The following is a 12609-nucleotide window of genomic DNA, read 5'->3' as shown; positions in this document are numbered from 1 at the left end:
GAAAAAGACCCACGTTTGATAAGCTTTTGATGGGACCTGGTCCTTCCACCGTTGATCCTCGCGTTTTAAGGGCGATGTCCGAACCGGCTATGGGGTATCTCGATGAGGATTTTTTATCGATATTAGCGGAAACGCAAGATCTTTTGAGATATGTGTTTCAGACCAAGAACAAGCTTACCCTCGCTGTTTCTGGTACTGGAACTGCTGGCATGGAGACTGCTCTTGCCAACCTTATAGAGCCTGGCGATAGAGTTTTAATATGCGTTAACGGATTTTTCGGTAATCGTATGGTTGAGATCTCAAGAAGATATGGTGCGGATGTTAGCACCGTTTTGGCTCCTATGGGAGAGCCCATAGATCCTGAAGATCTGGGAAGGGAGCTCAAGCATATTGGCAAGGTGAAGCTCATTGGTGTAGTTCACGCTGAAACATCTACAGGTGTGCTTCAACCACTTGAGGAGATAGTTAAACTTGCTCATGAGCATGATGCTTTCGTTGTAGTTGATGCTGTTACATCTCTTGGAGGTGTTGAGGTCCCTACAGACAGGCTCGGACTTGACGTAGTTTACAGCGGTACCCAAAAGTGTCTAAGCTGTCCGCCTGGCTTAGCTCCTATAACCCTGCGGGAGGAAACCGCTAATTACGTCAGAAAACGCTCTAAAGGAATAGGAAGCTTTTACTTTGATCTTTCCATAATAGAGGAGTATTGGGATGGAGGGAAAACCTATCATCACACTCCTTCGATGAATCTCATTTATGCCCTTAATGAGGGACTGAGGATGATTGCAGAGGAAGGTATCGAAAACAGGTGGAAAAGGCATAAGATAAACGCGATGGCTCTATCTCGCGGACTTGAGGCCATGGGGCTTGAGCTTCTTGTTAAACCTGAGTATCGTCTCCCTCCTTTGACCACCGTTAAGGTTCCAGAAGGTATAAACGAGAGGGAGGTTAGAAAGCGCCTTATGGCTGAGTACAGAATAGAGATAGGGGCAGGTTTGGGTGAGCTTAAGGGGAAGATATGGAGGATCGGTCTTATGGGTAGTACCTCAGTGAGGAAAAACGTTATTCTCTTTCTCTCTGCCTTTGGTCAGATACTAAGATCTATGGGGTTTAAGGCACATCTTGAAGACGCTATAGATGCAGCTGCTGAGGTTTTTTTAAGGGTGAGTGAGGAGAAATGAAGAGGATTAGGGGAATTTTAGCTCCCATTCCGACTCCCTTTGATGAGAGTGGAGAGCTCTACCTCAAGGGGTTAAAAGATAATCTCGAGAGATGGGCAAAAAGCAAGCTGGATGGAATAGTTGTCCTTGGCTCCAATGGAGAGTTTGTAATGCTCTCCCGGGAGGAGAAGCTTCGCTTACTTGAGTTCGTAAGGGAGAGTTTTCCGACAGAGAAGCTTCTTATAGCTGGGGTGGGTTCAGAATCTTTCAGGGAAACGCTTCTTTTAACTCGGAAGGCGTATGAGTTTGGATACGATGCTGTTTTGGTACTTCCTCCAAGTTATTATAAGAGAGCGATGACAGAAGGCGTGCTCGAGAGATACTATCTTGAGCTTGCTGAATCCTCTCCGCTGCCCCTTTTGATATATAACATGCCGGTGAATACTGGTATAAACCTCTCATCGGATCTTGTGGTGAGGCTTTCCTCTCATCCCAACATTGTTGGAATAAAGGACAGCTCTGCGAGGATAGTCCAAATTTCGGAAATCATAGCTGGGAGCTCCGAAGAATTTGCGGTATTTGCGGGTTCGGGGAGCTTCCTTCTTCCAACGCTCGTTATGGGAGGCGCTGGAGGTGTAATGGCAGTCGCTAACGTCGTACCTGACCATTGTGCCGGAATACTTGAAGCTTATAAAGAGGGGGATCTTGATCGTGCGAGAGAAATGCAGTTATCCATTCTTCGTTTAAATGCCCTCGTTACGACTATATATGGAGTTCCTGGCTTAAAAGCAGCTCTTGACATCATAGGCCTTTATGGCGGCCCAGTTCGCTCTCCTCTACTTCCTCTCGGGGAGGAACAAAGGAAGGAGATAAGACAAGCGTTAGAGGAGCTCAAAAGTGGGAATGAGAAAGCAGTAGCAATTTCTTAAGGACCAGAGAAATTAGATAAGTAGGTTTCCAATTTCAAGAAGGAGGGGAACATTCCCCTCCTTTTATTTTTTTCTCTTTTAGATATGTTCATCTTGACAATTTAGGAATTAGATATTATCCTTTATAATAGGAGTACTGGGATATTGTATCCCAGAAGGGAGGTACGGGGATTGATAGGCATTGTTGGTTATGGGAGCTACATACCTTGGCGGAGGATAAAGGTTGAGGAAATCTCTGCTCAATGGGGAGATAATCCTGAAGAAAAGAAGAAAGGTCTTCTTGTTAGGGAAAAGACGGTTCCAGCGCTTGATGAAGATTCGGTTACGATTGCAGTTGAAGCTGCAAAGAATGCCTTGAAACGAGCTATGATAGATCCATCAGCTATAGGCGCGGTATATGTAGGATCTGAATCAAAACCTTATGCGGTAAAACCTTCAAGCACTATAGTTGCGGAAGCTCTTGGTATAGTGCCCGATGTTCATGCTGCGGATCTTGAATTTGCTTGTAAAGCTGGAAGTGAGGGAGTTTTTATAGCTTATGGTTTGGTAAAGGCTGGATTAGTTAAATATGCTCTTGGTATTGGATCAGATACTTCTCAAGGAGCTCCTCGTGATGCACTTGAGTACACTGCTGCTGCTGGAGGAGCCGCTTTTATAATTGGCAAAAGTAATGTAATAGCTGAGATAGTAGAAACCTACTCTTATGCTACTGATACTCCAGATTTTTGGAGGAGAGAAGGACAGTTCTATCCAAGTCACGCAGGTACTTTTACGGGAGAACCTGCCTATTATAAACATATTATTAACTCTGCGAAAGGCGTTATGGAAAAAGCAGGTATTTCCCCTAAGGAAATAACCTATGCGATTTTTCATCAACCTAATGGAAAGTTTCCTTTAAGGGTTGGAAAAAGGCTTGGTTTTACGGAGAAGCAGCTAAAGCCTGGTTGGATAGTCCCTGAGATAGGGAATACCTATTCTGGATGCTCACTTCTTGGGTTGACGGCTGTTTTGGATATAGCTAAGGAAGGCGACACTATTCTCATGACATCTTTTGGTTCTGGTGCTGGAAGCGATTCTTTCATATTTAGGATTACCGAAAGGTTAGAGGAGGTTCGGGATAACGCGCCAAAGCTTAAAGATATGCTGTTGAAGAAAAAGTACGTGAACTACGGGATTTATGCAAAGCTTCGGGGTAAGCTGAGGCTTACGAGGGAGGGGTAATTATGAGGGATGTGGCTATAGTTGGAATTGGGTTAACCAAGTTTGGCAACTTATGGGATAAGTCTATCAGGGATTTAGCGGTTGAAGCTTCACTTAAGGCAATGGAGGATGCTGGTGTTGATTATGTTGACTCGATATATATAGGAAACTTCACGGCTGGGACGTTAATTGAACAAGAGCATCTTGGTTCTCTTATTGCGGATTATCTTGGACTAACGCCTTCAGCTTCAATGAGGGTTGAAGATGCCTGTGCATCTTCAGCTGCAGCTTTGAGAGCAGCTTTTGCAGAAGTTGCTTCTGGTTTAAGTGAAACCGTTCTTGTTCTTGGCGTTGAAAAAATGACAGATGTAACTACGGATGGAGCCACCTACTCTCTTTCACTTGCTGCGGATAGAGAATATGAGGGATATCAGGGCATCACATTTCCAGGTTTATTTGCTTTGATAGCTAAAAGGCATATGTACGAATTCGGGACCACAAGAAGACAACTTTCTTTAGTTGCGGTTAAAAATCATGCAAATGCTTTGGGTAACCCTAATGCTCAATTTCATATAAAGATATCTCCTGATGATGTGGAAGCTTCTCCTCTCGTTGCTGATCCCTTAAGGCTTTTGGATTGCTCTCCCATAAGCGATGGAGCAGCTGCTTTGGTTCTTATGCCAGCTGAGAGAGCTAAAAAACGCTCTTCACTGCCGGTAAAGATAGCTGGTATAGGGCAAGGAAGTGATACTATAGCCCTTGCGCAAAGAGAGAGTTTGGTTTCCTTTAAGGCTACTGTGAAAGCTGCGCAGGAGGCTTATAAAATGGCGGGAGTAGAGCCTCAAGACATAGATGTTGCGGAAGTGCATGACTGTTTCACAATAGCGGAGATATGCGCTATAGAGGATTTAGGCTTTTTCCCAAAAGGTGAGGGGGGAAAGGCAGTTGAAGGGGGATTTACTGAAATTGATGGCAGAATACCTGTAAATCCGAGTGGAGGTTTAAAAGCTAAAGGGCATCCAGTTGGGGCTACAGGGATCGCTCAAGTCATTGAAATAGTGGAACAATTGCGTGGTGAAGCTGAAGGACGTCAAGTTCGGGGAGCCAAGAAAGGGCTTACTCATAATCTTGGAGGTTCAGGTGGTACCGTTATAGTTTTCATTTTGGAGGCGATGTAAGATGTTTACCGTTCCGCGGATAAGACGAGAAGAAGGGCCGAGATACAGGTTAGAGGCTTCGAAATGTGAAAGGTGTGGTTTTATATATTATCCTCCACGTCTGATTTGCCCAAGATGTAGATCTAAAGAGCTTAAGACCATCAAATTACCTGAGGAAGGGAGGATTATTTCATACACAGTCATAAGAGTTCCTCCACGAGGTTTTTCTCAATTTGCTCCTTATCCAGTGGCCATAGTAGAGCTTACCAATGGAGTTAGGCTAACTCTTCAAGTTGTGGATTGCGACATTAATGAGATAGATATAGGGAAAAAAGTCAGGTTAGTTTTTAGAAGATTGTTTGTAGAGGGAGATGCAGGTCCTATAATTTATGGTCCTAAATGTACTTTGACTTGTTAAGGAGGAGATTTTCGATGGGGATGGAGGGAAAAAACGGAGCACTATCTAACATAAGGATTCTTGATTTAACAAGAGTTTTAGCTGGTCCCTTTTGTACAATGATACTTGCTGATATGGGAGCGGATGTAATTAAGATTGAAAAACCAGGTAAGGGAGATGATTCGAGGAGCTATCCACCTTTCATTAAGGGAGTAAGTGCTTATTTTATGAATCTAAATAGGGGAAAAAAGAGTTTTACGCTTAATTTGAAACATCCTCGGGGGAAAGAAATCTTTTTCAAGCTTGTGAAAATATCTGATGTTGTTGTTGAGAACTTCAGGCCAGGTGTAATGGAATCTCTGGGGTTAGACTATGATCGCCTGAAAGAAATAAACCCTCAGATAATCTATGCTGCAATCTCTGGTTTTGGACACTCCGGACCGTATAGGAATAGACCTGGGTATGACATAATCGGTCAAGCTATGGGAGGGATTATGAGTGTTACAGGTTGGCCTGGAGGTCCTCCTACCAGAACTGGTACCGCTATAGCTGATATACTTGCAGGACTCTCAGCGGCTATTGGGATATTAGCTGCTTTGAATGCGCGATCTATAACTGGTAAGGGGCAGAAACTTGACGTGGCTTTGGTAGATTCTGTGGTTGCCTCTATGGAAACGCTTCTCCAAATATATCTTGTTGAAAAGCGAGTCCCACAGAGAATCGGAAATAGATATGAATTTATTTATCCGTATGACACCTTTAAAGCGAGGAATGGGTGGTTTGTTCTTGGGGTTGGGAACGACGAGATATGGAAAAGGTTATGTGCTTTGATGAGAAAAGAGGGATACGAAGCAGATTTTACGGGTTTCGAAACCAACGAAGCAAGAGTTCACAACTATGAGTATATAAGGGAAGAAATACAGAAATGGGTTGGAAGTTACGAGGTAAACGAGATAGTGGAGCTTCTTATGCGCAATAGGATACCTGCCGCTCCGGTCTATACTGTGAAGGAAGTTGCAGAGGATCCCCATATAGCTAAAGCTCGAGAGATGATAGTGGAGATTAACCACCCTCTTCTCGGGAAACTTTATTTCACGGGATCCCATATTAAGCTTTCTGGTACCCCAGCTATGGTAAGAGGGCTTCCTCCTTTCTTAGGAGAGCATAACAACCTTATACTCACTGAATATCTTGGGTACTCACCAGCCGATATCGATCGTTTGAGAGAGGGGGGGGTAATTTAGTATCGAGGGAGTGGGGAAGAGGTCATAGTGTACGGATGTAGTGTTGTTTAAGCGGGCGCTTGGAGCAGGGGAATTTTTCCCTTTGGGAGACGAGCTGTGAGGAGGTGTGTATCTAAAAATGAGAGCCGGTTGGGGGAAGAAGGCGTTGTTCTTGGGGATAGCACTTGTGGTAACGTTGACCTTTTGGAGCAGCGTAGCTTCCGCAAAAGGAGTCATAAAAATAGGAGTGCTTTCTCCTTTAAGTGGAGGAGCTTTTGCTGAAGCTGGACAAGAGCAGCGTAGAGGTTTTTTAATGGCACTTGATGAGATTAACAGTAAAGGAGGCGTTCTTGGGAAAAAGATAGAGCTAATATATGAGGATACAAAATGTGATCCGTCAACGGGAGTAGCTGCTGCGCGTAAACTTATAGAAAAAGATAAGGTTATTGCTTTGTTGGGAGGATATTCGAGCACGGTTACATATGCTATATGTGGGGCTATAAAGAGATATAAACCGCTGATGATATGGATAGGGGCTTCTTCGACCAAGGTAGAGCATCTCGTGGGTAAATATAGGTGGTTCTTCCATCTCCATCCATGGGATTACCATCGTCAGACTACCGTTGTGAAATTTCTTGAATCTATAACCCCAAAGCCTAAAACCATAGCGTTTACTTATGAAGACGGGCTTTATGGAACTACGAGTGCGGATTATTTCTTGAAGTATGCTAAAGAAGCTGGCTTTAAGATCGTGATGAGCGAGCCTCATAAGAGTGGATCTTCCGATTTTACCCCGCTTTTGACAAAGGCAAAGTCTCTTAAGCCTGATGTTTTTTACTCTGTAAGCTATGCGGGAGATTATATATTACAGATAAAGCAGTCGAAGGAGATAAACTTTAGCCCTAAGTTGTTTCTTATAGTTGCGCCTAATTTCCCAGATTATAAGAAGCTGGGTAAGACAGGTGATTATGTTGCAGGTGTTGATGTATGGATTCCTTCTCTTCCTATTCCTGGTTTAAAAGAATGGCTTGCAAGATTTCATAAAAGATACCCAGGTAGGACACCAGAATATTGGGTTCCTCTCGCGTATGCGAATCTGTACATACTCGTTGATGCCATAAAAAGGGCTGGAACTACCGATAAAGATGCATTAATAAAAGCGTTGGAGAAGACGGATCTTATGACTCCTATGGGTAGAATAACGTTTAAGCCGAGCAAGGAAGGATGCATACATCAGGGAATAACAGAACTTATCATAACTCAGTGGCAGAATGGTAAATCTATAGTTGTATGGCCACCTGATAAAGCTACGGGTAAATTGATTTATCCAGTACCACCATGGGATAAAAGATAAATTACGGGAGTAAAGGAGAAGCTCGCCCTATAAAGCGAGCTTCTCCTTTACATTGTTCTATCGAGGGAGGAAGCGAAGAAAGATGCTACAATGTTTAGCCAATGGAGTTTTAATATCCGGCCTTTATGCGGTGGTTACCTTGGGATTAACGATGGTTATGGGAGTTATGGGTATAGTTAACTTTGCTCATGGGGAGTTTGTAATGTTAGGTGCGTATGTAACTTATTGGGCTTTTACTCTATGGGGAATAGATCCTATACTCTCTCTGCCTTTAAGCGCAGGGGTTTTGATTCTGGTAGGTATTTCCATATATAGATTTGGTATTAAACCCATCTTAAGTGCTGAAGCTTTTGAACAAGTCTTATTAACATTTGGTATATCAATAATATTGCAAAATGCTGCTTTAATATTATGGAAGGCAGACTTCCGTTCCATTTCAACACCTTATTCGGATATGAGTATAGCTATAGGACCAATAAATATCGGTTTAGCTCGCCTCTTAACGTTTGGTATCGCAGTTATGCTTACGTTATTACTTGTAGTCTTTAATAAAACTAAGGTGGGGAAAGCTTTAAGAGCGGTGAGTCAAAATCGAAAAGCCGCAGCTTTAATGGGGATTAATGTGGATAAAGCATATATTATAGCCTTTTCCATAGCCGCTGCTCTTGGAGGTATAGCGGGGACACTTTCAGCCTTAATAATGTATGTTTTCCCTCTTATGGGAGGGAAATTGGGTTTAAAAGCTTTTGCCATACTTATACTGGGAGGATTGGGAAACATATGGGGAACCTTAATTGCGAGTTTGATACTTGGAATAAGTGAATCTATAGTGGGGACGTATTTGCCGCAGGGATCTGGTTGGGCTGAAGGACTTTCCTTTGCTCTTATTCTTACCGTTTTGATATTCAAACCCACGGGTATCGCTGGGGTTAGAAGGGAGTGATGGAAGATCCTGGGAATTGCTCATTTAAGAAGAGTTGTGTGGGGAGCTTTTGGAATAACGGCTCTTGTTTATCCCTGGATAGTAGGTTCCTCATATGCGGTTCATATGGGTATTGTTATTCTTATGTATGCTATTCTATCTATGGGGTTTGATATTTTAGCAAGAACAGGGCAGGTTTCAGTTGGGCAAGCGGCGCTTTTTGGTCTTGGGGCATACTGTGCTGTTTTAACCTTTGAGAAATTTGGTATAGATCCTGTTTTAGCTATATTTTTGGGAGGACTATTTGCAGGTGTGGTCGCTGCTGGTTTTGGATTTGCTACGCTTAGAATAAGAGGGATATATTTCTCGATAGCGACTATATGCTTTGCTGAATCCCTTCAGGTTTTAGCACTTATGGCGAGAGGTTTAACTGGAGGAGCTATAGGAGTTTCTGTTCCACCTATTTTTGACGGCAATATAACCGCATCTTACTATTTTATCCTCGCTCTTCTCGGAGGGACGATTCTTGTATCACTAATAATTGATAAATCTAAGTTAAATTTTGCTTTCACAGCTATAAGGGAAAATGAGAAGGTTGCAAGTGTGATGGGGATAAATCCTACCAAGTATAAAGTTTTGTCATTTGTTTTAAGTGCTTTCTTTACTGGATGTGTGGGAGGTTTTTATGCTTTTTATATTACTTACATAATTCCCTATGAGGTTTTTGGAATAGGAATATCTGTGGCGTGCTTAGTAATGCCAGTTTTCGGTGGACTTTATACTATAGAAGGGCCATTATTGGGCGCAGTTGTTCTAAAAACGGTAGAAGAGTTCTTAAGAACTACTATCCCATATGGCCATATGATAGTTTATGGGGTTATACTCGTTGTATCTGTTCTTTACATGCCAGCGGGTATTGTGGGTCTTGTTAAGAAGCGGTTTCTTGAAAGGGAGTGAAATTTTCGTGGAATTGCTGAAGGTAGAGGAATTAAGTAAAAACTTTGGAGGACTTAAGGCGGTTAATAGGGTTAGTTTCTGCCTTGCTGAAGAGGAAATTCTTGGGCTTATAGGTCCTAATGGTGCTGGCAAAACAACGCTTTTTAACCTCATTTCGGGCGTTTACCATCCTACAAGTGGTAGAATACTTTTCAAAGGAAGAGATATAACTAAGTTAAAACCTTTTCATCGATGTAAACTTGGAATAGGCAGGACCTTTCAGATAGCTTCTCCATTTAAAAGTATGACTGTTTTGGATAATGTAACCACAGCGATCCTCTTTCGAGGCAAGGAAAAAGTAAAGAGCGTGTCTGAAGCGAGAGATGAGGCGCGGTTTTTCTGTGAACTCGTGGGGTTAGAAAATAAAACAGAGAAGATGGGGGAAGACCTAACCATAGTAGAGAGAAAAAGACTTGAACTTGCGAGAGCTATTGCTACTAAGCCACAAGTGTTGCTTTTAGATGAGGTAATGGCTGGGCTTCGACCTAATGAGATAGAAGAAACAATTTCGCTTATACGCAGGATTAAGGAGGAGATGAAGCTTAGCGTGTTGTTTGTTGAGCATATAATGAAAGCGGTTATGACCATTTCTGATAGAATAATAGTATTACATCATGGAGAGAAGATAGCCGAGGGCACGGCTCATGAGGTAGCCAATGATCCGAAGGTTATAGATGCTTATCTTGGTGAGCAAGTTTAGTGTTTGGGGGAAAGGAAGATGAGTTTATTGGATGTACGTGGCATAAACGTTTTTTATGGAGCGGTTCAGGTGATTTATGATGTTTCCTTTACTGTCAGTGAGGGAGAAATAGTAGCTATTGTTGGAGCAAATGGAGCTGGTAAAACCACGACACTTAATACCATAGCTGGACTTCTAAAAGTTAAACAAGGGGAAATATATTTTAATAACTGTAGGATAGATGGTATGAGTCCTCAAGATATAGTGAAATTGGGAATCTCTCTCGTTCCGGAGGGTAGAGAGCTTTTTCCCGAAATGACCGTACTTGAAAACCTTGAACTTGGAGCGCTCTTTATACCACATGCAAAAGCAAAGATGAAGAAAACTCTTGAATGGATATGGGATCTCTTTCCTATATTAGCTGAAAGAAAAAGACAGCTTGCTGGAACGCTTTCCGGTGGAGAACAGCAGATGTTAGCTATAGCAAGGGGGATGATGTCTATGCCTAAGCTTCTTATGTTGGATGAGCCTTCTCTGGGGCTTGCTCCTAAAATAGTTCAAAATATATTTAAAGCGATATCAGATATAAACAAAAAGGGAATAGCTGTTTTACTTGTTGAGCAGAATGTGAGGCATAGCCTTTTAATTTCGGATAGGGCTTATGTTCTGGAGACAGGGAGGGTAGTTCTTGAAGGAACTTCACAAGAGGTGTTAGACAATGAGCACGTCAAGAGAGCTTATCTCGGACTATAGGGATTCCTTTCATGAAAAGGTGTTTAGAGAACAGCGCTCTATGGTAGAGCTTGCTGTCCAGTTTCTCAGAAAATACATAATAGAGGGAAGGCTCAAACCTGGGACACGGATTTCTGTTAGAGAGCTTGCTGAATCTTGGGGAATAAGCAGAACACCTATTAGAGAGGCCATAAGACGACTTGAAACGGAAGGTTTAGTTATCACGCTTCCGAGAAGAGGCATAGTGGTAAAAAGGTTTACACCGGAAGAGATAGAAGACGTCTATACGGTTAGATTAGCGTTGGAACCTCTGGCTGTGAAAATGGCTATTCCTAAGATGGAAGAAGAGCATCTTGATAGGATAGTAATGATTCATGAGAGAATGAAAGAGCTCTTTAGCCATGAGGGTAAAGTTGATTTCCTAGATGTTGCGTACTTGAATAAGGAATTTCACTTTTATATTTATAAATTATCTGGAAATAGGATCTTGTGTGAAACCATTGAGAATCTTTGGCATCGCATATTTGCTTTAATACTGAGAATAATAGCTACCCCTGGGAGGATAACAGGTGAAGACATAATAAGGGAGCATGAACTTATCATAAGAGCGATACGCAGTAGAAGTGAAGAAAAAGCTGTAATGGCAATCCGAAATCACATAGAGTCAACACGCGAGCTTCTCTTAAGACAAGTGAAGGAGTATTAATTGAGGAGGGAGGAGATTTGTTGGCTTTTAGGGAAATGGGTTCCCTTGTTATGCCAAGGGAAATAGTGTTTGGATGGGAATGCTCGAGGGAAATACCGGCTAAGCTCAGAAGAATGGGTGTGAAAAAAGTCCTTATTATAACTGATGAAGGTTTAGTTAAAGCAGGAATAGTTGATAAAATTTTAGAATTTCTTAAAAGAGAAAACCTGGCTTTTTCCGTTTTCGATGGCGTTAGGCCTGAACCGAAAGTAAAGTTTTGCTATGATGCGTTAAGCGTTTTGATCGAGGAAAAGTGTGATGGGATCATCGGACTTGGAGGTGGTAGCTCTATAGATGTGGCTAAGGTGGTATCGGTACTTGCTACTAATGAAGGGAAAGTGGAAGATTTCCTTGGTTTTCATAAGATAGGGAAACCGGGATTGCCTAAGGTTTTTATCCCTACTACCGCTGGGACGGGGAGCGAAGTTACCTGGGTTTCTGTTCTAACGAATGAGGAAGGAGTAAAAGTTGTTATATATAGTTTTCACCTTTTGGCTGATATTGCTTTTGTAGATCCATCCTTAACGGTAAGCCTTCCGCCTAAAATTACCGCTTATAGTGGGATGGATGCTCTTTGTCATGCTATAGAAGCTTATACGTCTGTTGATGGGAACGTGATAACCGATCTTTACGCTAGGAAGGCTATTGAGCTTATAGGAAGATCTTTAAGAGGAGCAGTTCTTAGAGGGGATAGGCGCCTTGATCACCGGCAAGATATGGCAATGGCGGCTCTTCTTGCAGGTATGGCTTTCTCAAATGCTGGTTGTAATGCAGTTCATGCTTTGGCTCTCGCTTTGGGAAGCAAATACCATTTACCTCATGGTCTTACGAATGCTGTTATGCTTCCACATGTGATTAAATTTAATTTTCTCGGCAACCTTGAAAAATTTGCTGAGATTTTTGAACTTCTTGGAGGTAGCCCAAAGGAATTATCTTTGAGAGAAAAAGCAAGTAAGTGTTCCCATTTGGTGGAGGAACTCCTTGGGGATATAGGGTTGCCTTTGAGATTAAGAGACATAGGGATGAATCTTGAAGATCTTGATGAGTTAACCGAGCTTGCCTTTTCAGCTCAGCGGCTTTTAGTTCATAATCCGAGAATCATTTCTAAAAATGAT

The 12609-nt window shown here is 42.3% G+C and carries 13 protein-coding genes; all 13 read left to right on the top strand.

The window, feature by feature from the left end; genetic code table 11:
* Window positions 1-29 precede the first annotated feature (29 nt).
* Window positions 30-1181 carry an alanine--glyoxylate aminotransferase family protein gene (locus J7M13_04250; protein ID MCD6363192.1) on the top strand — a complete coding sequence of 384 codons (1152 nt, stop codon included), beginning with the start codon at window positions 30-32 and terminating at the stop codon, window positions 1179-1181.
* A complete protein-coding gene (locus J7M13_04245) occupies window positions 1178-2089 on the top strand; it encodes a dihydrodipicolinate synthase family protein (GenBank protein MCD6363191.1) in 912 nt (303 codons plus the stop codon). The genes J7M13_04250 and J7M13_04245 overlap by 4 nt, the downstream gene beginning before the upstream one ends.
* A gap of 171 nt (window positions 2090-2260) precedes the next feature.
* Window positions 2261-3310, top strand: a complete 1050-nt coding sequence (locus tag J7M13_04240; protein ID MCD6363190.1) for a hydroxymethylglutaryl-CoA synthase — start codon at window positions 2261-2263, stop codon at window positions 3308-3310.
* A gap of 2 nt (window positions 3311-3312) precedes the next feature.
* Window positions 3313-4467 carry a thiolase domain-containing protein gene (locus J7M13_04235; protein MCD6363189.1) on the top strand — a complete coding sequence of 385 codons (1155 nt, stop codon included), beginning with the start codon at window positions 3313-3315 and terminating at the stop codon, window positions 4465-4467.
* Between the two features lies 1 nt (window position 4468).
* Window positions 4469-4864: a Zn-ribbon domain-containing OB-fold protein gene (locus tag J7M13_04230; GenBank protein MCD6363188.1), complete on the top strand. Its 396-nt coding sequence runs from the start codon at window positions 4469-4471 to the stop codon at window positions 4862-4864.
* Window positions 4865-4884: 20 nt separating this feature from the next.
* Window positions 4885-6087, top strand: coding sequence for a CoA transferase (locus tag J7M13_04225; protein ID MCD6363187.1), 1203 nt, complete (start codon window positions 4885-4887; stop codon window positions 6085-6087).
* 118 nt (window positions 6088-6205) lie between these two features.
* On the top strand, window positions 6206-7420 hold the full coding sequence (locus J7M13_04220; protein ID MCD6363186.1) for an amino acid ABC transporter substrate-binding protein: 1215 nt from the start codon (window positions 6206-6208) through the stop codon (window positions 7418-7420).
* Between the two features lie 82 nt (window positions 7421-7502).
* The gene (locus J7M13_04215; GenBank protein MCD6363185.1) at window positions 7503-8363 is read left to right on the top strand and encodes a branched-chain amino acid ABC transporter permease; all 861 of its coding nucleotides are present in this window, start codon (window positions 7503-7505) and stop codon (window positions 8361-8363) included.
* 36 nt (window positions 8364-8399) lie between these two features.
* Complete coding sequence (locus J7M13_04210; GenBank protein MCD6363184.1) at window positions 8400-9299, top strand: branched-chain amino acid ABC transporter permease; 900 nt, start codon at window positions 8400-8402, stop codon at window positions 9297-9299.
* On the top strand, window positions 9214-10038 hold the full coding sequence (locus J7M13_04205) for an ABC transporter ATP-binding protein (GenBank protein MCD6363183.1): 825 nt from the start codon (window positions 9214-9216) through the stop codon (window positions 10036-10038). The genes J7M13_04210 and J7M13_04205 overlap by 86 nt, the downstream gene beginning before the upstream one ends.
* An 18-nt stretch (window positions 10039-10056) precedes the next feature.
* Complete coding sequence (locus tag J7M13_04200) at window positions 10057-10770, top strand: ABC transporter ATP-binding protein (protein ID MCD6363182.1); 714 nt, start codon at window positions 10057-10059, stop codon at window positions 10768-10770.
* Window positions 10736-11455, top strand: a complete 720-nt coding sequence (locus J7M13_04195) for a GntR family transcriptional regulator (GenBank protein ID MCD6363181.1) — start codon at window positions 10736-10738, stop codon at window positions 11453-11455. The genes J7M13_04200 and J7M13_04195 overlap by 35 nt, the downstream gene beginning before the upstream one ends.
* Before the next feature lie 17 nt (window positions 11456-11472).
* On the top strand, window positions 11473-12609 hold a 1137-nt coding region (locus J7M13_04190), incomplete at its 3' end, for an iron-containing alcohol dehydrogenase (GenBank protein ID MCD6363180.1).

The organism is Synergistota bacterium (genome assembly GCA_021159885.1).
Taxonomy (GTDB): Bacteria; Synergistota; GBS-1; order GBS-1; family GBS-1; genus AUK310.
The sequence above is the reverse complement of the archived record's forward strand: the minus strand, read 5'-3'. Positions and strand labels throughout refer to the sequence as shown.

Bases quoted from the DNA above. Each gene is read 5' to 3' on its own strand.
- J7M13_04225 (MCD6363187.1), top strand. From the start codon at position 4,885: ATGGAGGGAAAAAACGGAGCACTATCTAACATAAGGATTCTTGATTTA.
- J7M13_04195 (MCD6363181.1), top strand. From the start codon at position 10,736: ATGAGCACGTCAAGAGAGCTTATCTCGGACTATAGGGATTCCTTTCAT.
- J7M13_04250 (MCD6363192.1), top strand. From the start codon at position 30: ATGGGACCTGGTCCTTCCACCGTTGATCCTCGCGTTTTAAGGGCGATG.
- J7M13_04245 (MCD6363191.1), top strand. From the start codon at position 1,178: ATGAAGAGGATTAGGGGAATTTTAGCTCCCATTCCGACTCCCTTTGAT.
- J7M13_04230 (MCD6363188.1), top strand. From the start codon at position 4,469: ATGTTTACCGTTCCGCGGATAAGACGAGAAGAAGGGCCGAGATACAGG.
- J7M13_04220 (MCD6363186.1), top strand. From the start codon at position 6,206: ATGAGAGCCGGTTGGGGGAAGAAGGCGTTGTTCTTGGGGATAGCACTT.
- J7M13_04205 (MCD6363183.1), top strand. From the start codon at position 9,214: ATGGGGTTATACTCGTTGTATCTGTTCTTTACATGCCAGCGGGTATTG.
- J7M13_04200 (MCD6363182.1), top strand. From the start codon at position 10,057: ATGAGTTTATTGGATGTACGTGGCATAAACGTTTTTTATGGAGCGGTT.
- J7M13_04235 (MCD6363189.1), top strand. From the start codon at position 3,313: ATGAGGGATGTGGCTATAGTTGGAATTGGGTTAACCAAGTTTGGCAAC.
- J7M13_04215 (MCD6363185.1), top strand. From the start codon at position 7,503: ATGCTACAATGTTTAGCCAATGGAGTTTTAATATCCGGCCTTTATGCG.